General features: G+C 71.5%; 14 protein-coding genes. 4 read left to right on the top strand and 10 right to left on the bottom strand.

Annotated elements, in window-relative coordinates; genetic code table 11:
• The first annotated feature begins 181 nt into the window (after positions 1 to 181).
• Positions 182 to 1,051, top strand: a complete 870-nt coding sequence (locus CMS_RS08500) for an SDR family oxidoreductase (protein ID WP_012299067.1) — start codon at positions 182 to 184, stop codon at positions 1,049 to 1,051.
• A 226-nt stretch (positions 1,052 to 1,277) separates the two neighbouring features.
• Here the strand turns inward: CMS_RS08500 and CMS_RS08495 are convergent, their stop codons facing one another.
• The 6 genes from CMS_RS08495 to CMS_RS08475 form a co-directional block, all read right to left on the bottom strand.
• Entirely contained in the window at positions 1,278 to 1,574 is a 297-nt protein-coding gene (locus CMS_RS08495) for a hypothetical protein (protein WP_049791916.1), read from the bottom strand.
• Positions 1,575 to 1,631: 57 nt separating this feature from the next.
• The gene (locus CMS_RS08490) at positions 1,632 to 1,895 is read right to left on the bottom strand and encodes a hypothetical protein (RefSeq protein WP_106408774.1); all 264 of its coding nucleotides are present in this window, start codon (positions 1,893 to 1,895) and stop codon (positions 1,632 to 1,634) included.
• Positions 1,892 to 2,233, bottom strand: coding sequence for a recombinase family protein (locus CMS_RS18330; RefSeq protein ID WP_133064083.1), 342 nt, complete (start codon positions 2,231 to 2,233; stop codon positions 1,892 to 1,894). Before CMS_RS18330 ends, CMS_RS08490 begins: the two co-directional genes overlap by 4 nt.
• Positions 2,234 to 2,389: 156 nt before the next feature.
• Positions 2,390 to 2,689, bottom strand: a complete 300-nt coding sequence (locus tag CMS_RS08485) for a metal-sensitive transcriptional regulator (RefSeq protein WP_012299066.1) — start codon at positions 2,687 to 2,689, stop codon at positions 2,390 to 2,392.
• On the bottom strand, positions 2,686 to 2,985 hold the full coding sequence (locus CMS_RS08480; protein ID WP_012299065.1) for a rhodanese-like domain-containing protein: 300 nt from the start codon (positions 2,983 to 2,985) through the stop codon (positions 2,686 to 2,688). Before CMS_RS08480 ends, CMS_RS08485 begins: the two co-directional genes overlap by 4 nt.
• 15 nt (positions 2,986 to 3,000) lie before the next feature.
• Entirely contained in the window at positions 3,001 to 4,659 is a 1,659-nt protein-coding gene (locus CMS_RS08475) for an FAD-dependent oxidoreductase (protein WP_012299064.1), read from the bottom strand.
• Positions 4,660 to 5,484: 825 nt separating this feature from the next.
• Between CMS_RS08475 and CMS_RS08470 the strand changes: the two genes are divergently transcribed.
• The 3 genes from CMS_RS08470 to CMS_RS08460 are packed head-to-tail and all read left to right on the top strand — an operon-like array spanning position 5,485 to position 6,679.
• The gene (locus tag CMS_RS08470; RefSeq protein ID WP_012299063.1) at positions 5,485 to 6,012 is read left to right on the top strand and encodes a TetR family transcriptional regulator; all 528 of its coding nucleotides are present in this window, start codon (positions 5,485 to 5,487) and stop codon (positions 6,010 to 6,012) included.
• 8 nt (positions 6,013 to 6,020) lie between these two features.
• A complete protein-coding gene (locus CMS_RS08465) occupies positions 6,021 to 6,362 on the top strand; it encodes a DMT family transporter (RefSeq protein ID WP_012299062.1) in 342 nt (113 codons plus the stop codon).
• Positions 6,362 to 6,679, top strand: a complete 318-nt coding sequence (locus tag CMS_RS08460; protein WP_012299061.1) for a DMT family transporter — start codon at positions 6,362 to 6,364, stop codon at positions 6,677 to 6,679. Before CMS_RS08465 ends, CMS_RS08460 begins: the two co-directional genes overlap by 1 nt.
• 91 nt (positions 6,680 to 6,770) lie before the next feature.
• On the opposite strand, the gene CMS_RS08455 is transcribed toward CMS_RS08460, so the two are convergent.
• The 4 genes from CMS_RS08455 to CMS_RS08440 all read right to left on the bottom strand — a co-directional run bounded on the left by CMS_RS08455 (position 6,771) and on the right by CMS_RS08440 (position 14,017).
• Entirely contained in the window at positions 6,771 to 7,586 is an 816-nt protein-coding gene (locus CMS_RS08455; protein ID WP_223842612.1) for an SDR family NAD(P)-dependent oxidoreductase, read from the bottom strand.
• Positions 7,583 to 10,081, bottom strand: coding sequence for a glycoside hydrolase family 2 TIM barrel-domain containing protein (locus CMS_RS08450; protein WP_041464553.1), 2,499 nt, complete (start codon positions 10,079 to 10,081; stop codon positions 7,583 to 7,585). The genes CMS_RS08455 and CMS_RS08450 overlap by 4 nt, the downstream gene beginning before the upstream one ends.
• A 250-nt stretch (positions 10,082 to 10,331) precedes the next feature.
• Positions 10,332 to 11,312, bottom strand: a complete 981-nt coding sequence (locus CMS_RS08445) for a LacI family DNA-binding transcriptional regulator (RefSeq protein WP_012299059.1) — start codon at positions 11,310 to 11,312, stop codon at positions 10,332 to 10,334.
• 92 nt (positions 11,313 to 11,404) lie between these two features.
• The gene (locus CMS_RS08440) at positions 11,405 to 14,017 is read right to left on the bottom strand and encodes a glycoside hydrolase family 3 N-terminal domain-containing protein (protein WP_041464964.1); all 2,613 of its coding nucleotides are present in this window, start codon (positions 14,015 to 14,017) and stop codon (positions 11,405 to 11,407) included.
• Between the last annotated feature and the right edge of the window lie 57 nt (positions 14,018 to 14,074).

Raw genomic sequence — 14,074 nt, 5'->3', positions numbered from 1 at the left:
CCTGCGCCGCGAAAGACCGTGACGGGAACGCGCGGACGTCCACATTCGACGTGATCATGACGCGTCCCGGGTCCTGATGCGCGGACGCACGGCACGACGCGGCCCCCGCCTCCTCGCGAGACGGGGCCGCCTCATGGCTGGTACAGCGAGTCTCCGACGACCGCGCCGACGGGAGTCCATCATGACCAGGCCCACCGCGGTCATCGCCGTCATCGGGGTGACAGGTGCCGTCGGGCGAGCGGTGTCCAGGAGCCTGGCGGACGCCCGTCTCCCGCCGCGGCTCCTCGTCCGGACGCCCGCGCGAGCGCCGGACCTGGCCGGCACCACGGTCCACGAGGCGGCGTACGGGGATCACGCAGCCTCCGTCGCCGCGCTGACCGGCGTCTCGACGGTGCTGATGGTCTCGGCGGCCGAGGACGAGCACCGGCTCGCGCAGCACGTCGCGTTCGTGGACGCGGCGGCCGAGGCGGGCGTCGAGCACGTCGTCTACACGTCCTTCGCAGGAGCGGAGGCGGACGCGACCTTCACGCTGGCCCGCGACCATCACGCGGCCGAGGAGAGGATCCGCACCTCCGGGATGACGTGGACGTTCCTGCGCGACGCCTTCTACATCGACTTCGTGAGCCAGCTCGTCGGCGACGACGGCGCGATCCGCGGGCCGGCCGGCGATGGCCGCGTCGCCGCGGTGACGCGCGCCGGCATCGCCGAGCTGGTGGTGGCCATCCTGCGGGATCCCGCTCCCCACGCGGGTGTCACGTACGACCTATCCGGACCCGAGGCGCTGACGATGGCAGAGATCGCCGCCACCGTCCGCGCGGCCACCGTCGGCGCGGCCACCGGGCGCACGGTGCGGTGTGAGGACGAGACCCGTGAGGAGGCGCGGGCGTCGCGGGCGGTCGGGAAGGCACCCGAATGGCAGCTCGACGCGTGGACCAGCACGTACACCGCGAGGGCCGCTGGCGAGATGGGTCACGTGAACGACGACGTCGCGCGAGTCCTCGGTCGTCGTCCGACGAGCCTGGCGGAGTCCCTGGCGGCGACGACGCGCTGAGGGGCCCGTCGGTGCGGATGGCCGCCACCGGAGGGAGGGTCCGGGACGGGATGCCCGCTCCGCTGATCACTGGATGACGTGGGGGATCGGGCCCAGCGTCGCACCCCGGGGAGGCGCTCGCCCGGATGGGCCCGGGCGGCGGGGCACCGGCGGTCAGGCACGACGGCTGTGGATGTCGTCGAACCCGGCAGGGAATGCGGGGGACTCCCGCCCCAGATCACCGGGATCAAGGCCGGACCAGCCGGTTGCGACAGGTGTGTGGGCGGCGCCGTTCGATGGCGCAGTCCTGATGCCGCTCTGTGTCGTCATCGGTGACGACGATGCAGGCGGCGGCTCCGATGACATCCTCGGTGATGGTCTCGAGCTGCGGGATCTCGAGGATCCGGGCGATCTGCGGGAAGAGCCGTTCCAGGAGACGGCAGGTGCCGCGGGTGAGGCGCGGGATCGCGGCGACGGCGTGCGCGTCGGTGAGGTCATCGGGATTCAGGGTGTGCTCCAGGCGCTTCCCGGGGCGGTCGAGCACGAACAGGAGCTCGCCTCGGCCGAGGGCCCGGTGACGGTGGGCGGAGCCGGTCGGGCGTCATCCGTCCTGTTCGTAGGTGCGCAGTATCGGCCACCGCCGTGGCAGCGGCGTCGTCGTGGGCAGCTCGGCGCGGGTGGCGGCGGTCGGGATGCGGTCGTCGACGGTGGTGATGGACGACCTGATCGCGTCGTCGAGACCGCCCAGGACGAGCACAGGAGTCGGGGCGGTTCCCGGGGCCGACGTGGCCAGGGAGGAGGGGAGCGACTCCGTGGTGATGGTGCCGCGCACGATCGCCCGCCGCAGCACGAGGGCGGTATTCATCGCGGACGGGTCGCCGGCGAATACGGCGTGTCCGCAGTTCGCGCGGGGGTCTGCACGCCGCGCTCGCAGAGGAGTGCCACGGTGCTGAGGACATCGAGCATGGAGCGGCCCAGGCGGTCGATGCGCGAGACGACGACGTGTCGCCGGTCTCGGCGCACTCGAGGAGTTCCTTCATGCCCGGCCACTCGATCGCGGACCGGCTGTCGGAGGTGCCTCGGCGAACGCGTGCCGCTCTGCACGCCGCCCGTCACCAGCGCGTCGAGCTGGCGCTGCGCATCCGGTCTCGTCGTGCTCACCCGCGGGCATCCCCGGAGGCCGGTCGGCGCGGCCTCTGTCATGAGCACCCGCGGCTGTCGCGGGGGAGACGCGTGACGGCGAGACGAGGGATGAAGACCTCGAGCGCCCCGAGGGCATGCTCGATGGGTCGTCCGCGAACCATCGCGATCCGGTGTCCCTGAGAGCCCTCGGCGTCCGCGACGAGATGATGCGCGCCGTCACGCCAGGGTGAGGAAGAGCTTCTCGATCTCCTCGATGGTGAGCTTCCGCGGAGAGGGCTCGGCGTCGTCGACGTCGTCGGCGACGAGGCACTGCTGCATCGCCGTGGAGACGATCGCGAACCCAGCGCGGTCCAGAGCACTGGACACGGCGGCGAGCTGGGTGACGACGTCGCGGCAGTCGCCGGCGTTCTCGACGGCGGTGATGACGGCGGTGAGCTGTCCCTGGGCGCGCTTGAGCCGGTTGGCGACCTTCCTCACCGCGTCGGCGTCGTGGAGCTGCCCGGTGCCGTCGTTCATGCGCGGTCCGTCGGCAGGTCGGCGTCGATCCAGGCGGAGGTGCCGCCGGTGACGTCGATGGCGTCGATGCCGCGGGCCGCGAGTGCGTCGGTGGCCCGGGCGCTGCGGCCGCCGGACTGGCAGATGACGTGCACGGGTTGGTCCGTCGGGATCTCATCGAGGCGTTCGCCGAGTTCGGACAGGGGGACGTTCACGGCCGAGCGGGCGTGGCCGCCGGCGTACTCGTCGGGTTCGCGTACGTCGATGATGGTCGCTCCCGTGGCAGCGGCGAGGTCGTGGACGGTGATGCTCTTCATGGGTCGTGCCTTCCGTCAGGCCGCGGTCGCGGCAGTGGTGCGGGTCGTGGATGCGGTTCCGGCTCGCCAGGTGAGCCAGCCGCCGTCGAGGTTGCGGACGTCGTGCCCGAGCTGGGTCAGGAGACGTGCGGCGGTGTGCCCGCGCTGTCCGACCTGGCAGTGCACGACGAGCGGTCCGGCGGGGAGCTCATCGTGGCGCGCGCGCAGCTCGTCCAACGGCAGCGACACGGCACCGGGGATCGCTGCGCTCGCGTGCTCGCCGGCCGTGCGGACATCGACCAGGGTCGCCCCGGCGTCGAGTGCGGCCTCGAGCTCGTGCCATTGGAGGGAACGGGTCGTGCCGGTGGCGGCGTTCTCGGCGACGTAGCCGAGGAGGTTCACGGGGTCCTTCGCGGATCCGTACTGCGGCGCGTACGCCAGCTCCAGCCGAGACAGCGCGGAGGCGGTCAGACCCCCGGTCATGGCGACCGCGATCACGTCCAGCCGCTTGTCGACGCCGTCGCGGCCGACGATCTGCGCGCCGAGGATCCGGTCGTCGTCCGGATCCACGAGGAGCTTGATCGCCATCTGCTGCGCACCCGGGTAGTAGCCAGCATGCGAGGCGGGGTGCGTGTGGATGATCCGGTGGCGCCGCCCCTCCGCGACGAGGCGCTTCTCGTTCCACCCGACGAGCCCGACGGTGATGCCGAGGATGCCGAGGATCGCGGTCCCGAGCGCGGGTGCGGCGTCGGTCACCGCAGCGCCGACGATGTCGTCGGCCGCGGCGCGTCCGTGCCGGTTGGCGAGTCCCGCCATCGTCACCAGCGTCGGGGCGCCGTCGAGGTGATCGATCTTCTCCACCCCGTCACCGACCGCCCAGATCGACGGGTCGCTCGTGCGCTGGCGACCGTCGACGGCGATGCCGCCACTCGGGCCGATGCTCAACCCGGCTCCGCGCGCGAGACCCGTCTCGGGGTGGACGCCGGCGGCCTGGATCACGAGGTCCGCTCTCACGCGAGTGCCGTCGGAGAGGTGCACGTGCCCGGCCGAGCCGCCCGTCACGGTCGTCCCGGTCCGGACGTCCACCTCCGCGGCGTGCAGCGTCTCATGGACAGGGGCTGCCATCTCCGGATCCAGCGGCGACAGCACTTGGTCGCCGCGCTGCACGAGCGTCACCCGCACGCCCCGGGCGAGGAGGTTCTCGACCGCCTCGAGCCCGATGAAGCCCGCACCGACCACGACGGCGTGCGCGTCCGTCCTGCCGTCGAGGAGAGCCATGATGCCGTCCACGTCCTCGACGCTCCGGAGCGTGGACGACGGCACACCGCCGTCAGGTGTGCTCGATGCCGTGCCCGCGCCCGCCGCGATCACCAGGTCGTCGTACTCGAGCACCTGATCGGCGGCTGCCTCGAGGTCGCGCACGGTCACGGTCTTCGCCGTCGCATCGATGGCGAGGACCTCGTGTCGCACCCGCACGTCGAGGCGGAAGCGAGCAGCGAGCGACTCCGGCGTCTGGAGGAGGAGCGACGCCCTCTCGGGGATCACGCCGCCCACGTGGTACGGGAGTCCGCAGTTCGCGAACGACACGTATGCGCCGCGTTCGAACACGACGATCTCGCGTCCCTCGTCCAGCCGCCGCAGCCGTGTCGCGGCCGACATCCCGCCGGCCACCCCTCCGATGATCACTGATCTCATGCGGACCACTATACCCCCGGGGGTATAGTTCGTCGAGTGCCGCACGTGCGGCATCCGACGACAAGGAGCAAGGGGATGTGCCGACAGGTGACGTGCAGGGTGTGCGGGAAGAAGGACTGGGCAGGCTGTGGACAGCACGTGGACCACGTCATGCGAGGAGTCGCGCGAACCGACCGATGCCAGGGCCACCCGAAGGCCGAATCGAGTGGCGGGCTGCTCGCGAGGCTCTTCCGCCGGGGCTAGCGGGTCTTCCCCGACCCCGGCACGACGCCAGCGCGTGCGAAGCCGGCTACCCCGAACCGACGTGTACCGGCAGCAGACCACCGCCGTTCAGCGGCACGAGTCACAGGCGCGCGTCCGTCGTCCAGGTGGTCCGGGGGATCTCCGATCGGACATCTCGACCGCCCTGGGTGAGCACTGGCGGTCGTTGCCTGCTCGCGTGATGCTCGCTGGCCCGAGCGCCCTCCCCTCGTGGTGCCGTGTCTCCGTCCGGGCCAGGGGAGACCTCGCGCATGTCTCGTGGAGACCCCGGCCGAGCGGCGTCATCGAGCGGATGCAGTCGGGCCGGGGGCCTCCGACGTTTCGCGTCTCTCCACGACATCGCGATCCTCGACGCCGAGAGCGCCCCCTCACCGCCGGTCACGCTCCGCAACAGCGTCACGCGCAGATGACGCAGCGATGTTCGTGACGCCTCATCGAGGCCCGTGCGGGTCTCGTGCGTCCGAGGGCCCGCCGACCGGGTGTCCGGTGTCGGGCAGGTATCGGCGTGGTGCCTGACTGCGCCTCCACAACACCTACCATCCGTTCGGTAGGTACACTGATAGCATGTCTTCCCCTGGCGAGATCCTGGAGCACGCCACCACTGTCCTCCGTCGCGGTGACTCCCTCACCATCGACTCGGTCGCCCGAGAGGCGGGCCTGACCAAGCCCGGTGTGATCCACCACTTCGCCACGAAAGAGGTCCTGGTGGTCTCCGTGGTGGATCACATCCTCGACCGTTGGGAAGCCGATCTCCGTGCGCGCGTCGGGGAGTCCGACGGCGCGACGGCGCGACTCCGCGCCTACGTGGATCACGCACTCGACGGAGATTTCGACCTCAGTGATCTGGCATTCCTCGTCGACGCGCGGATTTGTGAGCGACTCTCCCGCCTCTGGACGGCGCGGCTCGGACCATGGTTCGGCGAGGATCTCGCGGGGTCACCGACCCGGCGCGGTGCGCTGCGAGCCGCTCGCCTCCTCGCTGACGGGGCCTGGTTCAACGCCTCCCTCGGCATCCCGACAGCCGACGACGATGAGCGCGAGGTCGTTCGACGTCTCGCCCATGACCTCATCGGCAGGGGGGCACCCGCATGAGTCGAGACGTGAAGGGCTGGTCGCTCCTCGCCGTCGCCGTCCTCGCCGAGGTGGCGGGGTCGCTGTCGTTGAAGGGCGCGCTCGACCAACCGGCGCTGTACGTCCTGGTGGCTGTCGGCTACGTGAGCGCGTTCGTGCTGCTCGGCGCCGTCCTGCGAACGGGTATGGCACTGGGAGTCGCATACGGCGTCTGGGGAGCGGGCGGCGTCGCGTCGACGGCAGTCGGGTCATCCGTCGTGTTCCGCGAGCCGCTGACCCCGCTCATGGTCGCCGGCATCGCGGTGATCATGAGCGGGGTGCTCTGCATCGAGCTGGGTGCGCACGCCGCGAGAAGGGCGGAGGACCGCTGATGGCCTATCTGCTCTTGGCCGGCGCGATCCTGTTCGAGGTCGCCGGCACGGTGTCCCTCCGCCTCGCGGTCGATCGGCGGCGCTGGTATGCGGGGGTGGCCGTCGGATACCTCGCGGCGTTCGGCCTGCTCACCCTGACCCTCGACGCAGGAGTTCCCTTGGGCGTCGCCTACGGCATCTGGACGGCTGCCGGCGTCGCCCTCACCGCCGTGATCGGCGTGATCGCGTTCAAGGAGCGCTTCACCTGGTTGATGGGCATCGGCGTCGCCCTCGTGGTCGGGGGCGTGCTGCTCATCGAGCTCGGGACCGCCCACTGACCCGTTCCGCACCCGCAGCGACGCGACGAGCGATGCTCTGCGCTCACGGGCGTCCATCAACTCGCTCGTCGTCCGACAGGTCACCGATGCGCTACCCGGACGCGTGATCGGGTTCGACGTGCGCCGGTGGACCGCCTATGCGTGGGTCCCGCTGTCGATGCGGATCTCGGTCCCGGTGATGAACGCCCCGTCCTCGGACAGGAGCATGGCGATGACCCCCGCGGTCCTCCGGCCTCCCCATGTCGCCGTCGCCGAGCCGGGCACCGAGGTGGCCGAGGATGCTCCAGTCCGCGTCGGCGGGAAGGTTCTGCGGTGTCGTGCTCGTGATGCCGCTGTGGATGCCGCCGGGCACGATGTTGATCGCGCGGAGACCGTCTTTCGCGTACTCGAGGGCGACGGAGTGCGTGAACGCGGCGATGGCCCCCTTCGTCGCCGCATACGCGGCCATGTACGGGTGCGCGTAGAACGCGGACGTCGACGCGAAGTTGACGATGACGCCGGATCCGGTCGCGACGAGCGCCGGCAGCGCCTCCCGCACGACGAGGAACGTCCCGGTGAGGTTGACCTGCACGAGCCGGTTCCACCGCTCGAGCGTCATCTCGTGCGTGTGATCGCCGTAGAGGATCCCGGCGGCGTTGACGAGCCCGTCGATGCGGCCATTCCGCTCCAGGACATCGGCGACCGCCGACTGCACGGAGTGCTCATCCGCGATGTCGACGCGGCCCGTGGACAGTCGCTCGCGGTGATGCGCGGGTACGGCATCCGCCAGCTTCGCCAGGTCCTCGTCCCGGAGGTCGAGGGCCGTGACCACCGCACCTTCGCTGAGGAGTCGGAGGGCCGTGCCACGGCCGATGCCGGATGCGGCGCCGGTGACGATGACGACCTGATCGTCCAGACGGTCCTTCATGGGTTCTCCTTCGTGTCAGTGCTCATGGATGCTTCGGCTCGAACGCGCACGGTGACCGGGGCGAGCTCCGGCGCTGTGACGGTGACGTGGAGGTCACCCTCGCCGTCGGGGCGCACGACGGCGAGCACGCGTCCGTCGTAGGTGCCGTGCGTGTCGCCGTCGAAGCGCTCCGTGGTAAGTGGGCGGCCGCTGCCGAGCGCGACGAGCGAACCCGGGCCGTCCACCTGGACGGTCACGGGGCGGTCGCGGTGGTTCGCGAGAGCGCCCTCACGGTCACGCAGCTCGATCTCGACGAAGGAGAGGGCCCCGTCCCCGGTGCCGACGGTCTCGCGCTCCGCGCGGACCGCGAGCACGACGTCGTCGGACGCGGAGCGCAGATCGGCGCGACCGGTCTCCACGCCGCCGGTAAACGCCACGGCCGTCAACGTGCCGCGGCGGTACGGCAGCTCGAAGTCCGCGACGAAGCGCCGGCGTCCTCCGACCTGCACGCGGGCGTGGACCTCGCCGTCCAGCAGCAGCTCGATCTCGTCGGCGTCGCTGTACACCTCGAGGATCATGGGCGTGCCCTCCTCGGCGTCCCAGCTCCAGCTCTCGATCGCGTCCGTCCAGCTCCACTGGCCGAGGGTGAACGCGCGGCCGTGGTTCTCGGGGCGGCGGACCGCGATGAACGGGGTGGAGCGGAGGCCGAACACCGTCTCCCGGTAGTAGGACATGGGTCGTCGATGCCCGGTCATGTCGAGATCGGCGGACCACGAGGTGAGCCACGGGTACTCGCCGTCGAACCCGGTCGACTCGCCCTCGTACTTCACCCGGCCGACGCCCACCTCACCGAGGTAGTCCCAGCCGGACCAGGTGAAGTCGCCGATGACGTGCGGGTTGTCGGTCACGAGCCGCCAGTTCGCGTCGATCCGGGAGGGGAAGGTCTCGGTCCCGACGACGATGCGGCCGGGGTGATCGCGCCGTTCCATCTCGTAGCGGGCGTCGCCGTAGTTGAGGCCGACGACGTCGAGCAACGCGAAGGACTCCGCGATGGCCGCCGTGACCAGGGGGGACACCGCCACCTGGTCCATGAAGGCGTCGCCGTCGCCCATCAGGGCGTTCACCCCGCCGTCGCCCTCGGCTCCGTCGGAGGGGGCCGTCGCGACGGATGCGGCGGCCGCCATGGCCTCCTCCATCATCGCCGTGACCTCGGTGAGGGCGGAGACGAACCCGTTGATGCCGTTCGTGATGAAGCGCGTGTCGTCGAGCTCCCGGATCCTCTCGGCGAGCAGGCGCCCCCAGCCGCTGCCGATCGGGTTGCCCGTCTCGGGGATCTCATTGCCGATCGAGTACATGATCACGCTCGGGTGGTTGATGTCATCGGCGACCATCGCCTCGACGTCGCGCTCCCACCACTCCGGGAAGGCGAGGGAGTAGTCGAAGGGCGACTTCGACTCGCTCCACATGTCGAACGTCTCGTCCATGACGAGCATCCCGTGGCGGTCGCAGGCGTCGAGCATCGCGGCGCTCATCGGGTTGTGGCTGCTGCGGATCGCGTTGAATCCCGCCGCCTTGAGGAGCACCACGCGGCGCTCCTCGGCGTCGGCGAAGGTCGCCGCGCCCAGGATCCCGTTGTCGTGGTGGATGCACGCGCCGCGCAGCTTCACCGTCTCGCCGTTGATGCGCAGCCCATGATCCGGGTCGAGCTGCAGCGTGCGGATGCCGAAGGTCGTCTCCCGAGCGTCCAGCTCCTCGCCGTCACGGCGCACCGAGGTGCGGATCGTGTGCAGGGCAGGGCGGTCGACGCTCCATCGCTCCGGCTCGGCCACGTAGAGCCGTTGGCGCACGACGCCCGATATCCGCGGGAGGAGCGTGATGGGGCTCGTCCCGGTGCCGACGACGCGCCCGTCGGGCGTGACGGCCTCGCTCGCGACCTCGACCGTCACGGTGCGGAGGCCCGTGTTCCGCAGCTGCGTCTCGACCTGGACGACGGCGCGCCGATCGTCCACGTCGGGAGTCGTGATGCGGAGCCCGCCCTGCTCGACGACGTGGACCCGGCCGGAGACCCGGAGGTGCACCTCGCGGTAGATCCCCGCACCGGTGTACCAGCGGGAGTCGTCGTGCACGCGGGCATCGACGCGGATCGTGTTCTCCTCGCCGTACGCGAGGTGCGCGTCGAGGTCGACGACGAAGCTCGCGTAGCCGTTGGGGCGCTGTGCGGCAAATGCGCCGTTCACGTAGACCATCGCGTCGCGGTACACGCCCTCGAACTCGATCGAGACGTGCTTCTCGCTCCACTCGGAGGGGACGTCGAAGGCCTTCCGGTACTCGAAGGCGCCGTCCGGGAAGAACGCTCCCGCGGCACCGCTCGGAGCATCCGCGCGGCGTTCGAGGCCGATGAGGGCGTCGTGGGGGAGGCGCACGGCTGAGCCGGCGGCCGCCTGCCCCTGCACGTCGGCAAAGATGCTGGTCTTGCGGCGGTGAGACCAGCCGGTGTTGAAGGGCATGCGGGTCATCGGCGTCTCTCTGGGGTGAGGGTCGCGGCGCGACAGGGGCGGTGGAGGCAGGGGCTCGGGCCGGGAACGCCGATGCGACCCCCTTGCCAGGATCATTATGCGCAAAGCGTTGACGCGTGTCAACGCCACATGCGCGACGGCGCTGGACACTCGACCGCAGGCGGCGGGAACCTGCTCGGGGCCGGGAACAGCCGGCCGACGCAGCGCCTCCGCGGGCGACGGCGGCGGTGCGCGGGACGACCCGCGGCGGTCAGACCCGAGGGGGCAGGGTCGTCTCGCCGGCGATGACGCGGAGGCGCTGCTGGACCTCGCGCGCGGGGTCGAGCACGTCCCTGCCGGGCCCGCGGCCGAGGATGTCCTCGACTATCTCCACGCCGCTGAACTCGATGTCGTAGTCCACCGTCGTGATCGACGGTGTCGACGAGCGCGCGATGGGGGAGTTGTCGATGCCGATGATGCCGAGGCGGCGCGGTACGTCGATCCCCTGGCTGATCGCCGCTCCGAGGAGGGCGGCGGCCACCTCGTCGTTGTACGCCGCGAAGCCGACCGGGCCGGCGGGGAGGTCGCGGATCGCATCGAAGGCCCCGCCCCGCTCCATGGTGACGTGACGCGTCGGGATCACGTCGATCCCGGCCTCCCGGGCCCACGCCCGCACGCCCGCCTCCCGCGGTGCGGCGAACGACTCCTCCCGGGCCGACACCGGGAGCACGGCGGCGAGCGTGGTGTACCCGCTCGCGGCCAGGTGCTCTGCCTGGAGCCGGCCGAAGGACTCGTCGATGGCGGCCTGCAGGGCGGCGGACTGGGCGACGAGCCGCACCCCGCGGGCCAGCACGCGCTCCTGCTGCTCGTCGCTGAGGTACGCGAGGCTGACCACCCCGAACGGCTTGAGCCTCAGGATCGCGTCCTCCAGCGAGTCCAACGAGTCGTCAGAGCCGACGAATCGGAGCAGGTTCGTGAGACCGGCTTCGGCGAGCCCACGGGTGACCGCGTCGATGAGCTCGCGCAGGCGGGCGTTGAACGTGATGTCGGGGATCAGGGTGATGACGATGTCGCTGGTCCCGCGGGCGAGCGTGCGGCCCGCCATGGAGGGGCGGTAGCCGAGCTCCGCCGCGGCCGCGCGGACCCGGGTGACGGTCTCCTCGAGGAACAGGTGCTCCCGTCCGTTGAGGATCTGACTCACGGTCGACCGGGACAGACCCGCGTGTTGCGCGACGTCGGCGCTCGTTGCCATGGCGGGAACCCTCCTGTCCGGATCAGCTTGCCATACCGGCGGTCAGTGCCTCCGACGGTGCGGACCGGCCCCTGCCCGCGCCGGCCCGCACGTCAGGATCCGACATGCGCTACGCGCACCCGCTCGACGAGGTCGTCCACGAGGGAACCGGGGATGGCGCCCTGGCTGTAGAAGGCCATCCGCTCCAACGACAGGCCGAACGCGTCGGCGAGCATGTCCTCCTCCACGCCGCCGAGCGCGGCCCGCAGCTCGGGACCGCCGACGGGGTGGTCCAGCCACTCGCGGACGGTGCTCTCCGCGGTCACGGGCACCACGGATGCGAGGTCGATCGCGCGCGCGGGCCCTGTGGCGGCGTCGGGGTCGACGGGGTTCGACCGGATGGTGCTCACGAGCGCGCGGTCACGTCCGGGACGGGCCTCCCCGCCCGTGAGCACGACCTTCGCCTGCAGGGCGGAGACGGCCGACGACGGTCCCACGTAGAAGCGGATCAACCCCGGTTCCACCACCCAGCCGTCCGTCGCGTCCCAGAGGGCGAACACGCTCGCCGGGACGTCGATCGACACGCGCACGGCCGCACCCGCCTCGAGTGCGACGCGCTCGTAGCCGACGAGCACGCGTCCGCGTCGCGTCGTGCGGCCGACCATGTCGCGGCCGTAGACCTGCACCACCTCGTCGCCGGAGCGCTCACCGACGTTCACGACGGTGAAGGAGAGTCGGACGGAACCGTCGGTCGGCACCTCGTCGGACTCGACCGCCAGGTCGCGGTACTCGAAGGCCGTGTAGCTGAGGCCGTGCCCGAAGGGGAACACCGCGCGCGTGGATCCGTCGGCGTAGCTGTCCGGCATCAGCGTGCGCCAGTAGGGTAGCGGTGCCGCTCCGACGGACTCCAGCATCGCGATGGGCAGCCGCCCGGCGGGGTTCACGTCGCCGAAGAGCACGGAGGCGACGGCCGGGCCCGCCTCCTCGCCGCCGAAGAACGACGAGACGATGGCGGGCACCGTCTCGGCCATCCAGCCGAGCACATAGGGCCGCCCGTGGCTGAGGACGACGACCGTGGGGGTACCGGTGGCGACGACAGCCTCCACGAGCTCGCGCTGGATGCCGGGGAGCTCGCAGGTGGCGCTGTCGATGCCCTCGCCGACCGTGCCGTACGCGCCGATGCCGGCCTGGTCGCCGACGACGAGGACGGCGACGTCGGCCGTGCGGGCGGTCTCGACGGCCTCGGCGATGCCCGAGCGGTCCTCGGAGCTCACGGGGCAGCCGCGGGCGTACACGACGGAGGAGCCCTCGTGCGCCCGCGCGCGGATGCCCTCGAGGAACGTGACGACGGGCACGGACTCCACGAGGAGCTCCGCGCCGTCCGCCCCGGTGTCGAGGTCCGCGCTGATGCGCGCCTGCGGGTTGGCGGCCTCGGCGAAGCGCTGCGTCATGCTGTCGAGCACCTGGTAGCTGTAGTTCCCCAGCTGCCCCATCGGCCGGTGGGCGTTCGGGCCGATGACGGCGATCCACTGGGGCGTCGACGGCAGCGGGAGCACCGGGGTGCCGTCGACGGCCTCGTTGCGCAGGAGGATGGCGGACCGCTCCGCGACGAGGCGGGCGAGCGCCCGGTCCTCGTCCGAGTCGAGGGACTCGGGTACGGCGTCGAGGTCGATGTACGGCTGATCGAGGAGCCCGATCTCCAGCTTCGCGCGGAGGATCCCGCCGACCGCGTCGTCCAGCTCCGCCACCGTGAGCACGCCGTCGCGCACCGCGGCCACGATGACGCCCCCGGAGACCTTGTTGTCGAGGTCGGCGTTGACGCCGGCGCGCAGCGCCTGAGCGAACGCATGGGCGGCATCCGGGGCGGTGGCGTGCTTGGTGGACAGCTGCGACACCGCCTCCAGGTCGGAGGTGATGAGGCCGTCGAAGCCGAGCTCGTCGCGGAGGAGCCCCCGGAGCAGCGCCCGGGAACCGGTGACGGGCACGCCGTCGATGGAGTTGTACGCCGGCATGACGCCGCGGGCGCCGCCGAGGTGGATGGCCATCTCGAAGGGCAGCGCGTAGACCTCGCGGAGCTCGTGGGCGCCCATGTGCGCGACGTCGGTGTTGCGGCCGCCGTCGCTCGCCCCGTAGCCGATGAAGTGCTTGAGGGTGGCGATCAGCGGGCGCTCCGGATCCGCCGTCTGCAGCCCGTCCACGAACGCGCTGGCCATGGTGCCGACGAGGTAGGGCTCCTCGCCGTACGTCTCCTCGACCCGGCCCCAGCGCGGATCCCGGGCCACGTCCGCGAGCGGGGACAGCGCCTGGCGGATGCCCATGCGGGACATCTGCAGGCCGATGCGCGACGCGACCGTCCGGATGAGCGGCGCGTCCCAGGTGGCGGCCTGCGCGATGGCGTCCGGGAAGGTCGTGGCTCCGCGGACCTTGAGCCCGATGAGCGCCTCCTCGGCGAGCAGGACGGGGATGCCGAGGCGGGTGCCCTCCACGTGCGCCCGCTGCAGCGCGTCGCCCTTCCGCGCCGCGTCCCGGGGCAGCGCTCCGAGCGATAACAGGGCCGCGGTGGCCGTGCCCCAGCCGGCCTCCGGCGGGGTGTGGACGTCGACCGCGGTGCCGAACGGGCACGTGATCTGGGCGGCCTTCTCCTCGAGCGTCATGCGGGCGAGGAGGTCCCGCACCCGGTCTACGGTGTCCAGACGGGTGTCGCGGTGGTCGGGGTCGGTGCTCATGGGGATGTCCTCGGAGTCGGAGTCGGAGTCGGAGTCGGAGTCGGAGTCGGAGTCGGG

This window comes from Clavibacter sepedonicus (assembly GCF_000069225.1).
Classification (GTDB): domain Bacteria; phylum Actinomycetota; class Actinomycetes; order Actinomycetales; family Microbacteriaceae; genus Clavibacter; species Clavibacter sepedonicus.
The sequence above is the reverse complement of the archived record's forward strand: the minus strand, read 5'-3'. Positions and strand labels throughout refer to the sequence as shown.

Coding starts and splice junctions, on each gene's coding strand:
- CMS_RS08445 (WP_012299059.1), bottom strand. CDS start 11,312: ATGGCAACGAGCGCCGACGTCGCGCAACACGCGGGTCTGTCCCGGTCG.
- CMS_RS08455 (WP_223842612.1), bottom strand. CDS start 7,586: ATGAAGGACCGTCTGGACGATCAGGTCGTCATCGTCACCGGCGCCGCA.
- CMS_RS08480 (WP_012299065.1), bottom strand. CDS start 2,985: ATGAAGAGCATCACCGTCCACGACCTCGCCGCTGCCACGGGAGCGACC.
- CMS_RS08440 (WP_041464964.1), bottom strand. CDS start 14,017: ATGAGCACCGACCCCGACCACCGCGACACCCGTCTGGACACCGTAGAC.
- CMS_RS08475 (WP_012299064.1), bottom strand. CDS start 4,659: ATGAGATCAGTGATCATCGGAGGGGTGGCCGGCGGGATGTCGGCCGCG.
- CMS_RS08450 (WP_041464553.1), bottom strand. CDS start 10,081: ATGACCCGCATGCCCTTCAACACCGGCTGGTCTCACCGCCGCAAGACC.
- CMS_RS18330 (WP_133064083.1), bottom strand. CDS start 2,233: ATGACAGAGGCCGCGCCGACCGGCCTCCGGGGATGCCCGCGGGTGAGC.
- CMS_RS08490 (WP_106408774.1), bottom strand. CDS start 1,895: ATGAATACCGCCCTCGTGCTGCGGCGGGCGATCGTGCGCGGCACCATC.
- CMS_RS08460 (WP_012299061.1), top strand. CDS start 6,362: ATGGCCTATCTGCTCTTGGCCGGCGCGATCCTGTTCGAGGTCGCCGGC.
- CMS_RS08485 (WP_012299066.1), bottom strand. CDS start 2,689: ATGAACGACGGCACCGGGCAGCTCCACGACGCCGACGCGGTGAGGAAG.
- CMS_RS08470 (WP_012299063.1), top strand. CDS start 5,485: ATGTCTTCCCCTGGCGAGATCCTGGAGCACGCCACCACTGTCCTCCGT.
- CMS_RS08500 (WP_012299067.1), top strand. CDS start 182: ATGACCAGGCCCACCGCGGTCATCGCCGTCATCGGGGTGACAGGTGCC.